The sequence below is a fragment of the Streptomyces sp. NPDC001902 genome, assembly GCF_042891295.1.
Lineage (GTDB): Bacteria > Actinomycetota > Actinomycetes > Streptomycetales > Streptomycetaceae > Actinacidiphila.
The window spans coordinates 1-20,056 of the sequence record NZ_JBIATA010000031.1; the positions used below are offsets into that span (position 1 = coordinate 1).

The window sequence follows — 20,056 nt, forward strand, 5'->3', positions numbered from 1 at the left end:
ACCTCACGCAGACCCTCCGGCGCGGCCTGCGACACATCCAGCTCCGGCCCGGCCTCATCAACGGCTGCCTTGCCGGAACCAGCCTGACCATCACCACACCGACCCCGACCTGAAAACCTCAGTAACTAGATTCGTTTCTGTCGAACTTCAGGGGTCGGCCGCCGTGGGAGCCGCGCTGTGGCGGTTGGCGATCCGGTCAGCCGGCGACCGCACCGAGCGTCGCGCCGGTGACGGCAAGGGCGGCGATCCTTCGAGTACGGCAGGACATGCGGGCCGAACGGGCCGTATACGAGCGGTGACGGGTTCACGGCGGTTCATGCCCCGCAATCAACGAAGGGCGGTGTTGCAGGTACGTATGCGGGGCCTGAGGCATGCGCCCTGGGGCGCGGGTACGACTGCGGTTTTCGATATGCCCACGATATGCGGCGGCTCGTAGCCTCGAACCATGCGAGTGCTGATCGCCGAGGACGAGCCGTATATGGCGGAGGCCATCCGTGATGGGCTGCGCCTCGAAGCGATCGCGGCGGACATCGCGGGCGACGGCGACACCGCTATGGAGCTGCTGAGCGTCAACGCGTACGACATCGCCGTCCTGGATCGGGACATCCCCGGACCCAGCGGGGACGAGGTTGCCAAGAGCATCGTGGCCTCCGGCAGCGGGATGCCGATCCTGATGCTCACCGCCGCCGATCGGCTCGACGACAAGGCCAGCGGGTTCGGACTCGGCGCCGACGACTATCTGACGAAGCCGTTCGACCTGCGGGAGCTCGTGCTCAGGCTCAGGGCGCTCGACCGGCGGCGGGCGCACCACAGGCCGCCGGTACGGGAGATCGCAGGCCTTCGGCTTGATCCGTTCCGTCGCGAGGTCTACCGCGACGGCCTGCATGTCGCGCTGACCAGGAAACAGTTCGCGGTGCTCGAAGTCCTCGCCGCCGCCGAGGGTGGGATCGTCAGCGCCGAGGAGCTGTTGGAACGGGCGTGGGATGAGAACGCCGACCCATTCACCAATGCCGTACGCATCACGGTCTCGGCGCTGCGCAAGCGGCTCGGCGAGCCCTGGTTGATCACCACGGTGCCCGGTGCCGGGTACCGCATCGACACCCAGCCAGGAGGAGGCGACTGTGGATAGGCAGCCCGGGTTCAGCGTCCGGATCAAGCTCACACTCAGCTATGCGGGCTTCCTCATGGTGGCGGGCACTCTGCTGCTCGCGGCGGTCTGGATGTTCCTCCTGGCGTACGTCCCCGATCGTGCGATGCTCACGAACCAGGACCCCGACTCCCTCAACGGTGTCTTCCCGATCCGATCCCGGCTCCTGCACGAATTCGCCCCCAAGGCGGCATCGGTCATGGCGTTCCTGCTGATCTTCGGCCTCGTCGGAGGTTGGCTGCTCGCCGGCCGGATGCTCGCCCCCCTGACCCGCATCACGGACGCCACCCGCCTGGCCACGAAGGGCTCGCTGTCCCACCGGATCAGGCTGCCGGGACGCAAGGACGAGTTCCGTGAACTTGCCGACGCCTTCGACACGATGCTCGGCCAGCTCGAGGCGCACCTCGACGAGCAGCGGAGATTCGCGGCCAACGCCTCCCACGAGCTGCGTACGCCGCTGGCCATCTCCCAGGCGCTCCTCGACGTGGCACGCAACGATCCGACGCAGGATCTCAGCGAGCTACTCGACCGGCTGCACACCGTCAACGCCCGGGCCATCGACCTCACAGAGGCGCTCCTCGTGCTCAGCCGGGCCGAACAGCGGTCCTTCACTCGGAAGCCGGTCGATCTGTCGCTGCTCGTGGACGAGGCAGCCGAGACACTGCTCCCGCTCGCCGAGAAGCGCGGTGTCGCCCTGGAGACCTCCGGTGACATCGCCACGGGCTTCGGCTCGCCGGCGCTGCTGCTGCAGCTGACGACGAACCTCGTACACAACGCGATCGTCCACAACCTGCCCGAGAAGGGCTCCGTGGAGGTCGCGACCAGCGTGGGCCCCGAGAGCGTGCTGCTCACGGTCGAGAACACCGGCGAGAAGCTCTCCCCGCAGGTGGTCGCGACGCTCACCGAACCGTTCCAGCGCGCCACCGAGCGCACGCACAGCGATCACTCGGGGGTCGGCCTCGGGCTCGCCATCGTCAAGCGGATCACCGAGGTGCACGACGGCACCCTCACCATCACCCCGCGCCAGGACGGCGGGCTCCGCATCGCCGTCGAACTGCCCGCAGCATCGGCACATTTCAGCGACAGGACGTCTGATCAGTGAGTCAAGCAGTGCGAGAAGTCACCGACGCATCCCAGCAGCGCGGCGCGGGCCATGAGGACAACGGTCCGCATCCGCGGATCCGCAGGGCTGTCCGCACTCTCGCCGGTCCGGGCCCATGGAAGCGCGGCATCCTGCTCGCGACGCTTGCGGTCTTCTTTGGCCTCCTCATGGCGCTGCACTCCAAGATCACGGACTTCGGTGGCCTCGGCTCACTGGTGGAGACCTTCCTGCCATGGTGCGGCGTGTTCGTCCCGGTGCTGCTCGCCGCCGCGCTGTGGCGACGGTCCGCCACGGCCGTGGTGGCGCTGCTCCTTCCGGTCGTGGTGTGGGTGAGCCTCTTCGGCGGGGTGCTCACCGACAAGTCCCAGGCGGGCGCCGACCTCACCGTGGTCAGTCACAACGTCGGCGCCGATAACCCCGACCCGGCCGGGACCGCACGCGCCCTCGCCGCGTCCGGTGCGGAACTGCTGGCGCTCGAGGAACTGACCGACCAGGCCCGCGACACGTACGAGAAGGAGCTCGCGAAGACGTACCCGCACCACGCGGTCGAGGGCACGGTCGGACTGTGGAGCAAGCTGCCACTGTCGGACATCCGGGCGGTCGACGTGCTGCGCGGCAATGTCGGACCGCTGGCGCGACAGCGACGGCCCGAGGACGTGCCCGTCGACCCGCCCCGTGCGCTGCGCGCCACGGTGGCCACGGACCAAGGGCCGCTCGCGGTGTACGTGGTGCACCTTGGGTCGGTGCGTGTGACCCCCAGGGGCGGCTTCTGGACGGACTCACGGGACGACGGCGTGGCGAAGCTCACCAAGGCCGTCGCCGCTGAGCGCAGCGAGCGGATGGTGGTGCTCGGCGACATGAACGGCACCTCGGACGACCGCACGTTCGCCGGCCTTACCTCGCAGCTGCGCTCGGCCCAGGAGGAGGCCGGTGACGGCTTCGGCTTCAGCTGGCCGGCGTCGTTCCCCATGGCGCGGATCGACCAGATCCTGGTCAGGGGTGTGGAGCCGAAGAGCTCCTGGGTGCTTCCGGAGACCGGCAGCGATCATCTTCCGGTGGCGGCCGGGATCAGCTGGTGAACTCACCCGCGGGCGCCGCCTGGCTACCACCTGCATCGTTTGTGGCCGCCGGGGGAGGGGAAGCTGCTGCTGTTCCCCGTCTGTGGTGTCACGCCTCGGGGAGGCCCTCGCCCCGGTCGGCTGACCTGTGGGCCGGCGGGCTGACCGGAGCGTTGGTCAGTTTGCGGGCGGGATGTACTGGCCCAACCTGCGGCATGTCGTGACCGGGGCCCACGGGGGCGGCAACCCTGCGCACACTGTGTATATGGGTGTTGTGACCGTCAGTGCGGAGCGTGAGGATCTGCTGGCAGCGGCCGTCGTCAAGGCCGTCCAGGGGACGAACGCGTACGCGGGGAGCGTCTTCCTCCGTTCTGGGGATCGCCGCTCGCTCGTGCTCGCCGCGACCTGCGGGGTGCCTCCGTCCCTGCTGGGCGGCTGGCGTCTGATCCCGGTGAACAGCCCCATCCCGGTTGCCGCGGCCTACCGCTGCGGGCGCACGATCCACCTGGCTGATGCCGACGAGACGGCGCGTAGGTATCCCCAGCTCGCGGTGGCCTTGCCGCACGCCTTCGGCTCCTGCTCGGTGCCGGTCAGGGCAGGCGGGGAGACCTTCGGGGCATTGGCGGTCGTCTGGGCCGCGCTGCCTGGCTGTGAAGGGCTGCCCAAGACGCAGCGTCGCCATCTGCGGACCGTCGCCAACCGGCTCGGTGCTGCCCTGGGCGCCCTCCACTGCCGTACCGGCGATCCCGTCGACTGCGGCCCACAGACGGTTCCTGCCCAGATCCCGGCTCCCTGCGCACCGGCTGTGCGGGTGGGGTTGTTCGACTGGGATCTCCTGACCGGCGCCTTTACCGGGGACGACGAGCTCTGTGCGATCGTCGGTGTGGACCCCTGCACCTTCGACGGACGGGCGGACACCTTCGCTGGCCGGCTCCATCCCGGCGACCTTGCCGCCTTCCGCGCCGCGGCCCGCGCGGCCGCCAGCGAGGGCAGGATCACGGCACGGCGTCTGCGCGTGCGAGAGGCCCAGGGCGGCGCGCACAGCGGCGAGAGGTATCGCACGGTCGAGCTATGGGGCCGCATGCCGGAAACCGGCGACGAGCAGGCGGGCACCCACCTGGTTGGCGCGGTTCTCGACGCACAGATCGGCGGTGCGGCTGTCGCTGCGGTCGAGCGACTGCGGGACGGGCTGTTCTCCCTTGGCCCGGACGGCCGGGTCACCTACGCGAACACCAGCCTGGAGCGACTGCTGGGCGTACGGCGCGAGGCGCTGCTCGGGCGGTGCCTGTGGGACGTGCTGCCGTGGCTGTCCGATCCCGATGTCGAGTACCGGCACCGGTCCGTGGTGATCTCGCAGATGCCGGCCTCTTTCATAGCCTGCCGGCCCCCGGACCAGTGGCTGTCCATCTCCCTCCACCCGGATGCCGGCGGCGTGACCGGCACAGCCGCGCCGGTGGCACGGCCCGCCTCACCCGAGCCGGCGCCCGCCACGCCGACCACCAAGGGACCTGGCGGCGGCGCACCGGCGCGTCTGGGCGTGATGTACCACGTCCTGCAGCTCGGCAGCGCGCTGACCGAAGCGGTCACCGCGCGTGAGGTGTGCGACGTCGTCGCCGACCAGCTCCTACCGGCCTTCGGGGGCCAGCAGCTGGCGATCTACGTGGTCAGTGAGGGAACCATGCACCTGCTCTTCCACACCGGCCACCACGAGGACTTCCTGGACTGGCTGGAAGGCACGCCGCTGCACGCCCACCTACCCGCCACGGAGGTCCTCACCTCCGGCGTTCCTCTGTTCATCAGTTCGCAGCAGGACCTGTCGAAGGACTACCCGGGCATCCCCGTGGGAGAGGTGAGTTCCTGGGGATATCTGCCGCTGATCGCCTCCAACCACCCCGTCGGCACCTGCGTGCTGGGCTTCGACGAGACCCACCCGTTCACCACCAAGGACCGCAGCGTCCTGACCGCGCTCGCCGGCCTGATCGCCCAGGCCCTGGAACGGGCACGGCTGTACGACGCGGAGTTCGCCCTGGCCCGCGGCCTGCAGCAGGCGCTACTGCCGCACCGACTACCGGAACTCCCCGACCTGCACACCACCGTCCGCTACCTGCCCGGCACCAGCGGCATGGACATCGGCGGCGACTGGTACGACGTCATCCCTACCAGCAACGGAGTATCCCTGGTGATCGGGGACGTCGAAGGACACAGCATCGCCGCGGCGGCCACCATGGCCCAACTGCGCAGCGCTGTCCGGGCCTTCACAACGGTAGGTCACACACCCGGCGACATCTTGGCGGGCACCAACCGCACACTCATCGACCTCGACCCGGGGCAGCTCGCCAGCTGCTGCTACATCCGCCTCGAGCACGGCCACCGCCTGCAGGCCGCCCGCGCCGGCCACCCCCCGCCCCTGCTGCGCCGCCCCGACGGAACGACCGACGTGCTGGACCTGGAGGGCGGTCCCCTCCTCGGGGTGGACCACACCAGCGCCTACCCGCAAACCGTCATCGACTTCCCACCGGGCTCCATCCTCGCCCTCTACACCGACGGCCTGGTCGAGGAACGCGGCACTGATATCGATGTGGGGATCGACCGGCTGCGGACATGCCTGGCCCACACCCCTGCGACCTCCCTGGACGAACTTGCCGACCGGCTGCTCCACCACGCCACGCGTTCCCCCTATCGCGCCGACGACATCGCCCTACTCCTCACCGAATACAGCCCCAAGCTTGCTTGACAGTCGAATCAAGGTCATCTGTGTTGGTGAGGCCACCGCGAGTAGCTTGCGATGGCGACGTCTGGGCGATGCCGGTGGCGCTGGCCATCGACGTCACGCCATGCTGCTTTCCACATTGTGCTTGTACCGGCGGTGGAGTCGCCGGCATCTACCGAGTCAGGCCATGGCCGGTTCGATCATGACGTGAGTGTGCCGAAGAGGTTTGGGATCAACGCCGCGTTGGGGTGGCTCAAAGGTACGGTCAGCACCGGCTTGTCGACGCCCTTCTGGTAGATGCAGATCATGCCGTTCCTCAGCTGCGGAGCGTTGATCGACTCCCAGGGCAGGGAGAGTCGCGGCTTGGCACACGCGATGCCGTTCGGGCTGACCTTCACGCTGCCGCCGACGGTGATGGTCTGACCACGGCGAACCTGGGCGACCAGTTCGGTGAGCAACCGGGGCTCCAGGTACTGTCTGGCCAGGTTCATCAGGAACGTCCACTCCTCGGGCTGGTCGGCTCGGCGGCCCGCCCTGGAGAAGTGCACGGCGACCTTCGGCCCGCCGTGGTACGGGTACCGCCCCACCTGGAAGTCCCACTTGTTCTCGTAGAACGTGGGGAACATGAAGCGTTTCTCGGCGATCTGGGTCGCCGAATAGCTGATCCACTCCACCTGGTCGAGCGCGATCGATTTCTTGCCGTAGGTGATCACCTGGGGGTCGGCGTGGAGGCTTGTCCAGCCGATTTTGGTGTCGAGGACCGGTGTCCGGCCGGGCTGCGCCACCCGTGCGGAGGGCGTCGGGCCCTGCGGCGGTGTCGGCGCGTCGTACGGGTTCCGCGGGCCAGGGGCCACCGCGTCGGGTTGTGGGGCCGGCGCCCGTCGCGGTGGTGGCGCGGGCCTGTCTTGCCGCGGGTCGGGCGGCCGGGTGGTCGCACCGGCGGCCTGCGGTGCCGGGCGAGTCGGGGTGCCGGGCGCGTCGGCGCTGCTGACGTATGCGGTCAGCCATGTCGGTGTGTGGGCGCGCGGGTAGGCGGCCAGGTCGTCGCGGTAGTTCTCGGGGGCCAGTAGATCGTCGTCGGGGATGGGCTGGTCGCCGTAGTCGTAGTCCGTGGCGACCTGGGCGTTCGTTCCGGCGCTGTGGCTGACGGTGAGCAGCAGGCGCCACCACGGCCCGGCCGGCATTCGCGCGGCGAGGTGCCGCTGCCGGCGGACCAGCAGGGCTATCTGCTCGGGTACCCGCGCTTCGGTGCTGCGTTTCCCGGACCAAAATCGCAGCTGGGCGACCTCGCTGGAGACCGTGAAGGAGAAGACCGCCGCAAGGCGGTCCCACCCTGGTGGGCCGAGCTGGGCCAACTGCTGTGCTATCGGCCCGATCAGCCCGGATGCCCTGGACGCGACGGCCTCCTCGGCGGGGGCGTCTATGGTGAAGGAGCTGATGCCCGCGGAGCCTTCCGAGGCGGAGTCCAGCCGCAGGGCTTCGTCCCTGAGGTCGGTCATGAACCGTTCCTCGGCGGTCCTGCGGCGAACGTACGCCTCTTCGGCGGTGAACATCTCCTCCGCCTGCTGTGGGGGGATCGAGCTCGATATCTCCTTGACCCGTCCGACGTCGCTCACCAGGAACACCGAGCGGCCCACCGGCATGTTCAGGAAGGCCATCGGGTCGCTCTCGTCGACGTCGACCGGCGCGTACACGCTCCAGCCCGCTTCGAAGCGATCCGCTGCCAGTCCCTGAGTGGGGTAGTCCAGGTGGCGTGCCCGGATCCGCTCAACGGCCAGCGAGATCGCCTGCGCTGCGGGCATCCGCCCGCCCTCGGGTGCCGAGACGTGGTCGAGAGGGTGCCCGGCCTGGCCGCTGGGGTGTGTGCCGGCCGAGGTCCGGCCCCGGTAATGCTGCGTGAGGTCGAACCACAGGCACACCTCCTCGGCGGTCTCGGCATCGACGTCGGCCGTGATCACCGACCAAGAGCCGCCGGCGTCCCGCCCGTAGAGCGTGACCGCATCGCCGTCGCCCCGGCCCGCTATCACGTAGTCCGTTTCATGAAGATCGCCGAGCTCGGCGGCCTCGGCGAGCGTCGGCGCCGAGCTGCTGACCCGCTCGCCGTACGGTTCGCCGCTCACGTCGATGGCGGTCGACACGTAACCCTCCTCGAGGGGAGGGGCGTAGGCGAAGGGGTCGCCGACGTGAGGGTCGCGGTCCCAGGCCGGCTCCGGCCGGCACAGGGCATCGTGCTGGCGGCGTATCTCCACGACGACGGCGGCGGGGGCATCGGCGACGAGGACCGACCAGGTGCCGGTGGCGTCTTTCCCATAGAGGGTGATGTCGTCCTGGCCATGGCGAACCGACACGTAGTTCGTCCGATATTCGTCGCCGAATTCTGCGGCTTCACCGAGAGCGGGCGCCTTGGAGACGGTACGTTCCGCGAGCCGCTCGCCACCGGCGTCGGTGGCTGCCATCACGTGGCCGGTCATCAGTCCTGCTCCTGTCGCTACCGAGGATGGGGGTGCAGGTCACCGCCACACTAATGGCTGACGATGTCACCGTGCCGTAGTGGGGGAGCGCCAGTTGCGTCGGTGTAAAACCGTTCCCACGGGACGAGTTGGCCGTAACGCCGTACCAGGACGCAGCCAGCGAATGCAGGCGCCTGGTCACCGCGAGAGACTAAAAATGTGGGAATATTTGGGTGTACGTCGCGTTCCGCGACACGGGCATCTCTGCGGGGCAAGCTGAAACTGATGTAAGCGAGGCGGCACGGGACCTGCTGGCTGCAGTGGACCGCCTACACCGCTTCTATGATTCGGTCACTTGCTGGCAGGTCATGAAAGAGTCGGCAAGCGCGCTCGCCGAACTCGCTGAGGCCCCGGCCGCCATGCAGCGTGAGCAAACGTGGACGGCCAGCGTTGGCGACATTGAGGTATGGCTCTATCCCAGGGTGGACCGATCGGCCAAGCACGCACCGCGTCCCCGTATGGCGTTCAGTAGGACCGCGCCGCAACCGTCGATGGGACGACGCGGATCCGAGCGGGTGCCGTCACCCGTTCTTCCATGCCGCCGCGTCCCGGCTCGCGGGACGGGCACCTGACTAGACTTGCAGTAGCAAGCGCTTCGAGGTGATGCGCCTGCGCTGCGGGCGCCCTGTCGACTGGGCGGCATCATCGAGGCCGCGCCAGCGGGGACGCGCTTCTCTGGCGTGGGGGTGTGGTTGCTGGTGGGTGGCCAAGCCGGTGCGAGGTGGTGACACGTTCCCCCTCTGGCGCGGCAGCCGCGGGGGAAGAGAAGGAAGAGGCTGGTGCGCTGGCGTGACTGCCTCAAGGGGTCAGCTCGTTCACTCCGGGGCGGGTTCTGCGATGGCCTGGTCCTCGTCCGTGGGCGGAGGTGGTGGGGCCCGGAATGTGCGGTCCTCGAGCACGTCGAGGACGAGCACGAGCACCATCATCAGGACCGGGATCAGCAGGGCTGTCAAGACCACGGTTGCCTCCCGAGGGAGAAGCGAACTGTGCGGCCAGAACGCCACAAAGTGCCCATGCGGTGACAGTGGCCACCGCGCCGGTCAGTTACAGGAAATGCCGGTCCCAGTCGATGCCCGGCTCGTCCCCGATGCCGAACCATTCGGCCGCCGTGTTGCCGGCGAGAACACCCAGCGTTCCGAGAACGGTGGACAGCCTCAGCGGGATCCGCCGTTTCCACGGTGGGCCCGATCTCACCATCAGGCCCAGGGCGGGGGCCAGGAGCAGGGCCCACAGCCAGTCCATGACCAGCCAGAACGCCGAAGGCCAGTGAACAACCGCCATAGCTGTCTCCTTGCGTCGACAACCTGACCGGCCCAGTGTTACGCCCAACGGGAGTACGACGCATACCCAAGCGGCGAGCAGCCGCGGCAGCCGGGGCCGTCCCGCTGCATGGAATCAACGCAGCGGCCGCTCATCCCGGCCGGCTGGGGGAGGGCGGCCCGGGGTGGGGCCGGGTTCGAGTCAGGCGCCGCGGCGGCGGGCGGCCTCGGGGCGGGGCGCTGTGGGCCGTGTGCGGGCTTGAGGGGGAGACGTCGTCTCGGCGGGCCCCTGGCGGGGCGCGCTCGGCCTGAGGCCGACTGCCTTATGGCGCTGAAACGGCTGGCCGGGTGCCCATCGCGAGTCCCGGCCGGGACTGAGCCGCTTTACAGGTAACCGCCATTCATAGGGCAGATCCCATGAAAGGCCGGATATGTCATGTGTGGCGATGGGAGGCCAAAGGGGGTGCTCTGCGGCCCTTTTCGTCCAGGTGGCCGTGTCCGCGCCGCTCCCGCCGGGAGTCATGCTGCAGGTGGGGACCGGGATTCACCGCCTGGATGGCGGCAGGGTGCGGTGGCCGGGGGTCGTGGACCCGGCCGCCGGGGCCGGCGTCTCGCACCCTGTCCACGTCGCTGTCGCCGCCGATTACCTCACCGTGCGGCGCCCAAAAATCTGTGTTGGCTGGAGTAGACATTGGGCTGTGGTGTGGTTATTGTTTCTCTCGTAGCCCAGAGGGACCAGAGGGCCTGGCAGAGACGAACTGCCGGTCAGCAGTATCCGCAGTACAGCTAGTTGCAGTGTGCAGGACGGTGCGGTGGTGGAGTTCCGAAGCCAGAGCGGTTGCAGGACGGCGACGGGACTGACGCCGGACCGGGTGGCCCGCGGTGATCAGGGGCCACCACAAGCGGTACCTGTAAGTGCAGTTCGCAGTACCCAGCAGTGAAGTCAGTGAGCAGTACCCCGGTGAAGGCGTCGGCTGCGGGCGCGCGCGCCGGGAGGTTCGGCAGAGGGGTTCCAAGCCGGAGCAGATGCAGGACGGGCGACGGGGCCGGCTGCCGGACAGTGGCGCTGTGGTAGGTCACTGAGCAGTTCGCATCACCAGCAGTACGCCGGAGAGCAGTACCCGCAGTAGGTAAGTGATTGATTCCCGAGGGAAGAACGGAGGAGCCGAGCGCCATCAGGATCGCCCGGGCGGACATCGTGAGCCCGGGTACCGCAGGACATCGATAGTGAGGTGGTCTCCGGTCACGCATCCGCGATCCCCGCACCCCCGGCAGCATTCCGGTCGGGTGGGCGGAAACAGAAGGCCGGCTCAGTACCAGGGCCGGCAGATGGTGTAGCAGTTCCTTCGGGGCCCTGGTGCCATACGGCACCAGGGCCCCCCGAGCGCTTTCGCAGAGAGGTGCAATGACAGCAGACGACTCGTTCAGTCGGCTCGACGACGACGACTACCCCGCCTACACGATGGGCCGGGCCGCCGAGATACTCGGCACCACCCAGGGCTTCCTCCGCGCCATCGGCGAAGCCCGCCTGATCACCCCGCTGCGTTCCGAGGGCGGCCATCGCCGCTACTCCCGCTACCAGCTGCGCATCGCCGCCCGCGCCCGGGAACTTGTCGACCAGGGGATGCCCATCGAGGCCGCCTGCCGCATCGTCATCCTCGAAGACCAGCTCGCAGAGGCGCAGCGCATCAACGCCGAGTACCGCCGCGCCGCATCCCGGCAGGCGTCCGACAGCTGACGCGCAAATAGATTCGTTCCAGGTCATCAAGGCCTTGATGTCTTCGATGTGCCCGCCCCAGGGTGCCTGGCGAAGCCGCCCTGGGCGGCCGACCCCGCAGTCCGGGGCGACGTGCCGGGCCGCGCATTCTTCCGCCGACTTCAGAATGTGAGTGCATGATCGCCGAAGAGACGCAGCCGCCGGCACACGGGCGGGAGTCCCAGCTTCGCCCCGGCACCACGCCAGAAGCCCTCCACCCCCCGGCGGTTGATGCGCCTGTTGGCGCAACCGGCCGGCTGACTGCAGGGCAGAGCGCCGCGGGTCTGGAAGCCGGGGTGGAGCGCGCGGCGGCTGCGCTGAAGCCGAGGATGCGCGGCTGGCTGCACGCCGGCGTGTTCCCCCTGGCGCTGGTCGGCGGCATCGTCCTGGTCGCCGTTTCGCGTTCGGCTGCGGCGGTGGCGGCTTGCTCGGTGTACGCGCTGTCGGCCTGCCTGCTGTTCGGTACCAGCGCGGTCTACCACCGCGGAACCTGGGGTCCGCGTGGGGAGGCGGTCCTGCGCCGGCTGGACCACGCGAACATCTTCCTGATCATCGCCGGCACGTACACCCCGTTGGCGGTACTGCTGCTGCCCGCAGCCCAGCAGCTGGTGCTGCTGGCCGTGGTGTGGGCAGGCGCCTTGGCCGGTATCGCCTTCCGCATGCTGTGGATCGGGGCTCCCCGGTGGCTCTACACCCCGTGCTACCTCGTGCTGGGCTGGGTGGCCGTCTTCTACCTGCCCGACTTCGCGCGCACCGGCGGCACCGCGGTGGTCGTGCTCGTCATCGCCGGGGGCCTGCTCTACACCGCGGGCGCCGTCGTGTACGGACTCAAGCGCCCTGACCCTTCACCGGCCTGGTTCGGCTTCCACGAGGTCTTCCACGCCCTTACCATCGCCGCCTTCGCCGCGCACTACACGGCCATCGTCCTGGCAGTCACATGACTGCCTCGGCGAGGCCCAGCCTCAATCCGAGTGGCGAACGGCAACCATCTTCCTTAACTTCGCGCTCCCGGCAGGCCAGTATCTATGACCGCGAGGCGAGGATTTAACGCGTGGCGCGGGGAGAGTTTTACCCGCAATGAACAGAGTGAAGTTATTCAGCGTACGCGGGCCGATACGGCATGCTACTGTCGAGCTCAGTTGCAGTCGCGGTTCCCAAAACTTCAAGCACCTCCGTGAGTATTTTCAGCCACTGGAGGCGTTTTTATATACCGGTCATTTTCCGGGCGGGGCGTCATCGCGGCGACACGGTGTCCGTACAGTGCGGATGCTGGTGTACTGCCCCAAAGGAGATTTGGCATGGCGTCTGGCACCGTGAAGTGGTTCAACGCGGCAAAGGGTTTCGGCTTCATCGAGCAGGACAGTGGCGGCGCTGACGTGTTCGCCCACTTCTCGAACATCGCCGCCCAGGGCATTGGCGAGCTGCGCGAAGGCCAGAAGGTCACCTACGACATCGCGCAGAGCCCAAAGGGCCCGACGGCCGAGAACATCGTTCCCGCCTGACGCTGGCGCCCGTTTTGTAGCTGATGCCCGAATCCCTCGGGGTGCGGGCACCAGTTGCGGGCATGTCCCACGGTGGTGTCACCTGTGGGACAACCCCTGCCCGCCGATGCGGACCTCTTCGGAGCTGCACCCGTCGACGTACTGGATTCACGCCCACGTGAAGTCACCATTTCATCGCCTGCACCCCGCACTGGGGCTACCGCAGGCCAGATGCGCTTTCGCATTCCATTGAGGCCCGTTCTTGTGATTCCCCGCGCTGCTCTCCCGCTGCGGGAATTCCTTGATACGTGCCGTATCAAGGAAGGTTCTGAATGAACCCCACGCGTACGAACGACCGCTCCTCCCGCACCCGCCGCCGCACCGGCGGCCCCGCTTTCGGTTCCGCCGCTGGTTCGGTTCGGGGCAGCCGCTTCGGTCCGTCCGCCCCGAGCCGTTCCGGGGGTCCGAGCCGCTCGGGCGGCTACGGCCGCCGGCCCGCAGCCGTCCAGGGCGAGTTCGCCCTGCCGAAAACGATCACTCCCGCACTGCTCGCCGTCGAGGCGTTCGCCGACCTCGACATGCCCCGGGAGCTGCTGGCCGCGCTCACCGCGCAGGGTGTGGCGGTGCCGTTCCCGATCCAGGGCGCGACCCTGCCGAACACCCTCGCGGGCCGCGACGTCCTGGGCCGCGGCCGGACCGGCTCGGGCAAGACCCTCGCCTTCGGCCTGGCCCTACTGGCCCGAACCGCCGGACAGCGCGCCGACCCCCGCCAGCCGCTGGCCCTGATTCTGGTCCCCACCCGGGAACTCGCTCAGCAGGTGACCGATGCCCTCACCCCCTACGCCAGAGCGGTGAAGCTGCGCCTGGCCACCGTCGTCGGCGGGATGCCGATCGGCAAGCAGGCGGGCGCGCTGCGGGGTGGCACCGAAGTCGTCGTGGCCACCCCCGGACGGCTCAAGGACCTCATCGACCGCGGCGACTGCCGGCTGAACCAGGTCGCGATCACCGTCCTCGACGAGGCCGACCAGATGGCCGACATGGGCTTCATGCCGCAGGTCACCGCACTCCTGGACCAGGTACGCCCCGAGGGCCAGCGCATGCTGTTCTCCGCGACCTTGGACCGCAACGTCGACCTCCTGGTCCGCCGCTACCTCACCGACCCCGTCGTCCACTCCGTCGACCCGTCCGCCGGCGCGGTCACCACGATGGAACACCACGTCTTGCACGTGCACGGCACCGACAAGCACCGGATGACGACGGAGATCGCGGCGCGCGAGGGCCGGGTGATCATGTTCCTGGACACCAAGCACGCCGTGGACCGGCTCACCCAGGACCTCCTCAACAGCGGAGTACGGGCGGCCGCCCTGCACGGCGGGAAGTCACAGCCGCAGCGCACCCGCACCCTCGCCCAGTTCAAGACCGGGCACGTCACCGTGCTGGTCGCCACGAACGTCGCGGCCCGCGGCATCCACGTCGACAACCTCGACCTCGTCGTCAACGTGGACCCGCCCACCGACCACAAGGACTACCTCCACCGCGGCGGCCGTACGGCCCGCGCGGGCGAGTCCGGCAGCGTCGTCACCATGGTCACCCCCAACCAGCGCCGCGACATGACCCGCCTCATGGCCGCCGCCGGCATCGTGCCCCAGACCACCCAGGTCCGCTCCGGCGATGAAGCCCTCAACCGTATCACCGGCGCCCAGACCCCCTCCGGCATCCCCGTCATCATCACCGCGCCGGGGGCGGCGCCCGAGCGACGCAAGCGCAGTGCGGCCTCCCGCGGTCGACGCAGTCCCGCTTCGGGTGCCCGCCGCGTGAGCGTGCGGCAGTCCGCCTTTGACGCGGCGGCCTGAGCACCACGTGATCAGGAAACTGACCCATCTCTGCAGGAGGCACCTTTTGACGCTGGTCCAGATGCAGCCCTGCTCGGCGAGTGCCACCCTCGTGCACAAGACGGTGGCCGACGCCATGGACACCGCCGGACCGCAGGTCTGTGACGACATGACCGTCGAGGTGGCCCTGTCCGTCATGGCCAGTGCCCGCGTCGGGCACCTGCTCATCTGCGACGGCGACGGCCTGGGCACCGGACTGGTCACCCAGGCCCAGCTCACCGCCGTTCGTGACAGCTCCGCCTACACCGACCGGGTCCATCTGCGCGACATCCTCGGCGACCGCGGGCCGTTCACCTCGCCCGTGACCACGATGGCCGAAGCCGAGCACGCCACACGCTTCCGCCGACTCGATGCCCTGCCCGTCGTCGACGAACAAGGCAGCGCTCTCGGCGTCCTCGCCCTTGCCCGCTGAACCGCCTCCCCCGCGGCAGAACCGTCCCCTCTTCTCCCTGTGAGGCATCATGCGCTGTGTCATCGCCCTGCGCCGACGGCTGGGCCCGGTGCCGCAGCAGGGTGAAGCAGGGCCAGCCGTGCGGGATCGTCCCACGACATGAGGCCATCAGCAAGGATCGAGCGGGCGTGGCCAGGCCGGGGCTCTTGTTGTGACCCGTCCTGGATCGAAGCCCTCAGCTAGGCGAGGGCTTGCGGAGCCGGTCTGTCGGCAGGTGCCGGGTGGACGGGAAACTGGCGAGCGCGATGCCGGCGGTGGCGAGGACGGCGGCTTTGAGGCTGCCGAGCTGTGCCTCGGCGTACTCGGCCACGAGGGCGTCGGTCTCGGGCTTGGCCAGGCCCGTGCGCTCTGCCGCGGCTCGTACCTGGTTGGTGCCGACGAAGCTGACGCCCGCCTCGATGGTGATGCCGACCTGTTGACGTGCTGCGCTGGAGATCTGCGGGTTGTCTTCGATCCGGGTTGTGAACACGTGCACGAGTGCTCCGATGAGAAGCGAGCCGATGAGGGCGGTTCCCAGGGAGGATCCCAGGTTTTGAGCGGTGTACTGGAGACCGCCGACCTCGCTGCGTTCCGACTCGCCGACGCTGGATTGGACGACGTTGCCGAGCTGGGAGGCGAGCAGGCCCATACCCGTGCCTAGCAAGGCCATCGCCCAGGCGAACGAAAGATCGTTGAGGGACGGAGTGATGACGGCCAGCAGCCAGAGAATCGCCGCGATGAGAATCAGCAGGGCCGTACGGACCACTGTGCGGGGCGAAGCGAACCGGCCGAGCAGGGGGCCGCTCACGGAGACCACGAGCATGCTGATCGACACAGGTAGTAGCCGCAGCCCGGTCTCGAAGGCACTGAGGCCCTGCACGATCTGGAGGTACAAAGGGATGACGAAGAACAGGCCCAGCAGGATGAGGTTCTGACTGAGCAACGCGGCAAGGCCGGCCCGCAGAGTGGGCACGCCGAACAGCGAGAAGCGTACGAGGGGCTCATGCTCTTGAGCCTCCTGCCGTCGCTCCCACAACCGGAAGAACCACAGCACGACGGCGCCTGCAGCGATGACAAAGAAGGTGAGGGAGAAGCCGAAGACGGTCACGGGGGAGTTGCGGGGCCGCAGCCAGCCCCAGTTGCTGCTTTGCAGGACACCCAGTACCACCAGGGCCAGGCCGACGGCGGACAGCACGGCCCCGACCTTGTCGAGATGCGGTCTGGAGCCGCGGTGGGGTTGATCCTCGATCCATCGCATGCCCAAGAGGATGGCCCCCACCAGCACGACCTCGGCAGCGAAGACCAGACGCCAGGTCAGGTAGGTGGTGACCCAACCACCGACCAAAGGCCCGACTGCGATGCCGGCTCCGGCCAGGCCCCCGACGACCCCGTAGGCGACGGCCCGGTCCCGGCCCTGGTAGGTTCCGGCCACGAGGGCGGCAAGCGCGGGGAGGACCAGCGCCGCGCCGAGTCCTTCGATCACGGACCAGCCGACGGTGAGCACCCACAGGACCGGGGCCACAGCGGTGAGGGCGGAGCCCGTGGCGTACACGATCAGTCCGATGCCGAACACCTTGCGGCGTCCGAGCATGTCCCCGACCTTCCCACCTGTGATCATGAGGGCTGCCATGACCAGGGTGTAGAGGGTGATGACGGCCTGAATCGAGGTGACTTCGGTGTTGAAGTCCTCTACCAACTGGCTGATCGAGACGTTCATGACCGAGGTGTCGAGCACCATCAGGAACTGGGCGGTACCGAGGATGATCAGAGCCCGCCATCGCCTCACCGCTTGCACCTCCAGAGCTTCCGGTGTGCGTCACGGCTCGTGTGCGCGACCCCTCAGGTCACCATAAGGCAGGCATACCCTTACTTTCGGTACATCCGTTGCCGAAAACGGGCTGCATCGATGGGACCGCGACCGCCCTTCAACGGTGGAGTCTGTACCTGCGCGACCTGTGTCGCTCAGTGCACGATCTTCTCCTTGGCGCGTTGGAACTCTTCGTCTGTGAGGTCGCCCTTATCCCCTGGCCCGGCCTGAACGGCGTCGAGCTACCCGACCCTTGTGCGGCCGGGGCTTGATACTGGTGCCCTCGTACTTCGGAGGTCCGGCGCTGATGTACCGGCCCGAGTGATCGCCGGCCATGTGACTGCGCCGTGAGCGAGACGAACCGGCGTCCTGGGCAACGGCCCGGACCGTTGGCGGCACCGCAGGCAAGGCCTACAGTCAGGCCGTCACCGACTACAACACCGCCTACCCGCCGCTTGGCACCACACCGACCATCCCCGCAGCCGACGGATGCGCCGCCGCTGGCCAGTCCACCGAGCCAGCGGCACCATCACCTACACCGCCACCTCGCGCTACACCGACACCGTCGGACTGCTGTCCACCGTTCACTGCCAGGCCGACGGCAACCTGCCCGCCGAGGACATTGACTACGGCTACACCGGGCAAGGCAACCTCGACGACATCGGCGGCTTCACCACCACGCCAACACCCTCGCCTACCTCGACACTGCCGTCCACGACCCCTTCGGTCGTGTCCAGCAGGCTAACTACGGGCCCTTGGCTGCACCACCGCAGCAGTCCAGACCACCACGACGACGCCCATCAAGACCACCACCGTCGGTGGTCCTGCTCCCTATTGGCAGACCTACACCTACGACGTCCTCGGCGACCGCACCGGTGCCGTCAATCACGACACCACCGGCAACGCCCTCGCCGACACCACCCAGACCACGGCACACCCCGGTAAGGACGGAACCGTCGCCGCGACGCTGCCCAAGCATGCTGGCGTCACCACGACCAGCAATCCCGCCACCGGTACCGCCACCCAGACCCCCAGCTACCTCGACACCGGGTACACACCCAACAAGAACGCCGGCAACACCATCAGCCGGAAGGCCAGCGTCACCGGCCCCCTCGTCACCGGCTTCACCCTCACCGGCGGCGGCACCAAATGCATCGACGACACCGGCGGCGCCACCACCCCCGGAACCAAAGTCCAGATCGACACCTGCAGCAGCACCTCCACGGCCCAGAAATGGACCATCGGAACCGACAGCACCGTCAAGATCCTCGGCCTGCGTCTGGACACCAACGCCAACTCCACCGCCGCCGGCGCGCTGATCGTTATCGACACCTGCAACACCGATGCGACCCAGAAGTGAAGGTCACCACCAACGGCACCCTGGTCGGCAACGCCGAGAACACCATGTGCCTGACCGACCCGTCGGCCAGCGCCACCAACGGCACCCAGCTCGCCCTCGCCACCTGCGGCAGCACCGGCCAGACCTGGCATGCTCACCCAGCAGGACCTGAACTTTGCAGATGTGGCCGCCCAACGCCAGATCGCAGTCGTCGCCCACAACCAGCTCGGGACCCCGCTGTACGCAGCCGGCATGGAGCGCACAGCGCTGGACTCACCTTCATCCGGGTGAACCGTGCGGGACCCCGATGAGTCCTTGACACGTGCGAGACTGCATTGTGGGCCCCCCTTCGAACTGGTCCGCGCGGTCACGTTGACCTGGCTGTTCTCCGGTCAAAAAGCGACTGCGCCGTAGGGGCACCCGCCCGCGTCCCGGGCCGGCTGCGCAAGGGAGTCAAGTTGCGGAGGCCCCCGTGCTTAGGTGCCGGACGGTGCGGAGGTACTGCCGCGTTCGATGAGCTGGGGGAGCGGCAGAGTCACATCGCGGGCCACGCCGCCGTCGAGGAGGGCGGTCAGTTCCTCGGCCGCGGTCCGGCCGAAGGCCACCGCGTCGCGGGACAGCGCGGTCAGCCATGGCTGGACCAGGCGGCACACAGCCGAGTCCTCCCAGGAGACGATGGAGACGTCGTCGGGCACGTCGCGGCCCAGGCCGACAGCCGCCCCCCAGCCCGCTGCCGCCATCACGTCGTTGTCATAGATGATCGCCGTAGGCGGATCGGGCTCCTGCAGCATCCGGCGTGTGGCGGCGGCGCCCTCGGCGTCGGAGTAATCCGTCACCACGGACCGTGCCGCATCCAGCCCTTGGCGTGCCGCCTCCTTCGTGAGCGAGTCGATGCGGCGAGCGGTGTGAGCCAGGGTCGGAAGCCCCGCGACATGGGCGATGCGCCGGTGGCCAAGGGCGTGCAGACGGCCGACCACGGCGGCCATGGCCTGCGCGTCCTCGACCCGCACCTGTGACAGACGGCGGTGCGCACCGGGGTCGGACTCGGGAAGGGCGCCGATCACCACGCCGGGGAGGCCGAGTTCATCGAGCAGGGCTGGGCGCGGATCGTCAGTGCGCGGGTCGACGACCAGTACCCCGTCGACGCGGTGCTCGGCCCACCAGCGACGGTAGACACCGCACTCGGCTTCGGTGTCCTCCACGACCTGGAGCAGCAGGCCCAGATGACGCGGGGCCAGCACCTCCTGGATGCCCGAGACCAGTTGCAGGAAGAACGAGTCGACGCCCAGGGTCTCGGCGGGCCGGGCCAGTACGAGGCCCACCGTCGCCGCCCCTTCGCCGGACAGGGCCCGTGCCGCGGCGCTGGGCCGCCAGCCGAGCTGCTCGGCGACGCGGCGCACACGGTCGCGCGTCACCTCGGAGACGCCGGGACGGCCGTTGAGCGCGAACGAAGCAGCGCTCTCGGACACCCCCGCCCGCTGGGCGATGTTCTTGATCGTGGGACGGCGGCGCCCGGCCGGACGGCCGTGCCCCGGCGCATCGGCCCCGCCTCTGGCCTGCTGCTC

At 68.8% G+C, this 20,056-nt stretch carries 15 protein-coding genes; 10 read left to right on the top strand and 5 right to left on the bottom strand.

Features of this window, described 5'->3' with window-relative positions; translation table 11 throughout:
• The first annotated feature begins 445 nt into the window (after window positions 1-445).
• The 4 genes from ACFYYN_RS35925 (at window position 446) to ACFYYN_RS35940 (ending at window position 6,041) form a co-directional block, all read left to right on the top strand.
• Window positions 446-1,129: a response regulator transcription factor gene (locus ACFYYN_RS35925; RefSeq protein ID WP_500549063.1), complete on the top strand. Its 684-nt coding sequence runs from the start codon at window positions 446-448 to the stop codon at window positions 1,127-1,129.
• Window positions 1,122-2,249 (top strand): sensor histidine kinase, encoded by a 1,128-nt coding sequence (locus ACFYYN_RS35930; RefSeq protein WP_499516475.1) that lies wholly within the window; start codon window positions 1,122-1,124, stop codon window positions 2,247-2,249. Before ACFYYN_RS35925 ends, ACFYYN_RS35930 begins: the two co-directional genes overlap by 8 nt.
• 167 nt (window positions 2,250-2,416) lie before the next feature.
• Entirely contained in the window at window positions 2,417-3,328 is a 912-nt protein-coding gene (locus ACFYYN_RS35935) for an endonuclease/exonuclease/phosphatase family protein (RefSeq protein ID WP_500549064.1), read from the top strand.
• Window positions 3,329-3,572: 244 nt separating this feature from the next.
• Window positions 3,573-6,041, top strand: a complete 2,469-nt coding sequence (locus ACFYYN_RS35940; protein ID WP_500549065.1) for a SpoIIE family protein phosphatase — start codon at window positions 3,573-3,575, stop codon at window positions 6,039-6,041.
• A 176-nt stretch (window positions 6,042-6,217) separates the two neighbouring features.
• Here ACFYYN_RS35940 and ACFYYN_RS35945 read toward each other — a convergent pair whose 3' ends face one another.
• The 3 genes from ACFYYN_RS35945 to ACFYYN_RS35955 form a co-directional block, all read right to left on the bottom strand.
• Window positions 6,218-8,488, bottom strand: coding sequence for a hypothetical protein (locus ACFYYN_RS35945; protein WP_500549066.1), 2,271 nt, complete (start codon window positions 8,486-8,488; stop codon window positions 6,218-6,220).
• A gap of 854 nt (window positions 8,489-9,342) precedes the next feature.
• Complete coding sequence (locus ACFYYN_RS35950; protein WP_500549067.1) at window positions 9,343-9,486, bottom strand: hypothetical protein; 144 nt, start codon at window positions 9,484-9,486, stop codon at window positions 9,343-9,345.
• Between the two features lie 85 nt (window positions 9,487-9,571).
• The gene (locus ACFYYN_RS35955; RefSeq protein WP_500549068.1) at window positions 9,572-9,808 is read right to left on the bottom strand and encodes a GlsB/YeaQ/YmgE family stress response membrane protein; all 237 of its coding nucleotides are present in this window, start codon (window positions 9,806-9,808) and stop codon (window positions 9,572-9,574) included.
• A 1,383-nt stretch (window positions 9,809-11,191) separates the two neighbouring features.
• On the opposite strand from ACFYYN_RS35955, the gene ACFYYN_RS35960 reads away from it, so the two are divergent.
• The 5 genes from ACFYYN_RS35960 (at window position 11,192) to ACFYYN_RS35980 (ending at window position 15,327) form a co-directional block, all read left to right on the top strand.
• Window positions 11,192-11,524 carry a helix-turn-helix domain-containing protein gene (locus ACFYYN_RS35960; protein ID WP_500549069.1) on the top strand — a complete coding sequence of 111 codons (333 nt, stop codon included), beginning with the start codon at window positions 11,192-11,194 and terminating at the stop codon, window positions 11,522-11,524.
• A 155-nt stretch (window positions 11,525-11,679) separates the two neighbouring features.
• Window positions 11,680-12,483 (top strand): PAQR family membrane homeostasis protein TrhA, encoded by an 804-nt coding sequence (gene trhA / locus ACFYYN_RS35965; RefSeq protein WP_500549070.1) that lies wholly within the window; start codon window positions 11,680-11,682, stop codon window positions 12,481-12,483.
• A gap of 357 nt (window positions 12,484-12,840) precedes the next feature.
• Window positions 12,841-13,044, top strand: coding sequence for a cold-shock protein (locus ACFYYN_RS35970; RefSeq protein WP_326569993.1), 204 nt, complete (start codon window positions 12,841-12,843; stop codon window positions 13,042-13,044).
• Between the two features lie 311 nt (window positions 13,045-13,355).
• Window positions 13,356-14,876 (top strand): DEAD/DEAH box helicase, encoded by a 1,521-nt coding sequence (locus ACFYYN_RS35975; protein WP_500549071.1) that lies wholly within the window; start codon window positions 13,356-13,358, stop codon window positions 14,874-14,876.
• A gap of 46 nt (window positions 14,877-14,922) precedes the next feature.
• Window positions 14,923-15,327 carry a CBS domain-containing protein gene (locus ACFYYN_RS35980; RefSeq protein WP_500549072.1) on the top strand — a complete coding sequence of 135 codons (405 nt, stop codon included), beginning with the start codon at window positions 14,923-14,925 and terminating at the stop codon, window positions 15,325-15,327.
• 214 nt (window positions 15,328-15,541) lie between these two features.
• Here the strand turns inward: ACFYYN_RS35980 and ACFYYN_RS35985 are convergent, their stop codons facing one another.
• Window positions 15,542-17,131 (bottom strand): MFS transporter, encoded by a 1,590-nt coding sequence (locus tag ACFYYN_RS35985; protein WP_500549073.1) that lies wholly within the window; start codon window positions 17,129-17,131, stop codon window positions 15,542-15,544.
• Window positions 17,132-18,350: 1,219 nt separating this feature from the next.
• Here ACFYYN_RS35985 and ACFYYN_RS35990 point away from each other — a divergent pair.
• Window positions 18,351-18,512, top strand: coding sequence for a ricin-type beta-trefoil lectin domain protein (locus ACFYYN_RS35990; protein ID WP_500549138.1), 162 nt, complete (start codon window positions 18,351-18,353; stop codon window positions 18,510-18,512).
• Window positions 18,513-18,967: 455 nt separating this feature from the next.
• Here the strand turns inward: ACFYYN_RS35990 and ACFYYN_RS35995 are convergent, their stop codons facing one another.
• On the bottom strand, window positions 18,968-19,987 hold the full coding sequence (locus tag ACFYYN_RS35995; RefSeq protein ID WP_500549139.1) for a LacI family DNA-binding transcriptional regulator: 1,020 nt from the start codon (window positions 19,985-19,987) through the stop codon (window positions 18,968-18,970).
• Window positions 19,988-20,056: the final 69 nt, after the last annotated feature.

Bases quoted from the DNA above. Each gene is read 5' to 3' on its own strand.
- trhA (WP_500549070.1), top strand. From the start codon at position 11,680: ATGATCGCCGAAGAGACGCAGCCGCCGGCACACGGGCGGGAGTCCCAG.
- ACFYYN_RS35940 (WP_500549065.1), top strand. From the start codon at position 3,573: ATGGGTGTTGTGACCGTCAGTGCGGAGCGTGAGGATCTGCTGGCAGCG.
- ACFYYN_RS35975 (WP_500549071.1), top strand. From the start codon at position 13,356: ATGAACCCCACGCGTACGAACGACCGCTCCTCCCGCACCCGCCGCCGC.
- ACFYYN_RS35960 (WP_500549069.1), top strand. From the start codon at position 11,192: ATGACAGCAGACGACTCGTTCAGTCGGCTCGACGACGACGACTACCCC.
- ACFYYN_RS35970 (WP_326569993.1), top strand. From the start codon at position 12,841: ATGGCGTCTGGCACCGTGAAGTGGTTCAACGCGGCAAAGGGTTTCGGC.
- ACFYYN_RS35955 (WP_500549068.1), bottom strand. From the start codon at position 9,808: ATGGCGGTTGTTCACTGGCCTTCGGCGTTCTGGCTGGTCATGGACTGG.
- ACFYYN_RS35935 (WP_500549064.1), top strand. From the start codon at position 2,417: ATGGCGCTGCACTCCAAGATCACGGACTTCGGTGGCCTCGGCTCACTG.
- ACFYYN_RS35925 (WP_500549063.1), top strand. From the start codon at position 446: ATGCGAGTGCTGATCGCCGAGGACGAGCCGTATATGGCGGAGGCCATC.
- ACFYYN_RS35945 (WP_500549066.1), bottom strand. From the start codon at position 8,488: ATGACCGGCCACGTGATGGCAGCCACCGACGCCGGTGGCGAGCGGCTC.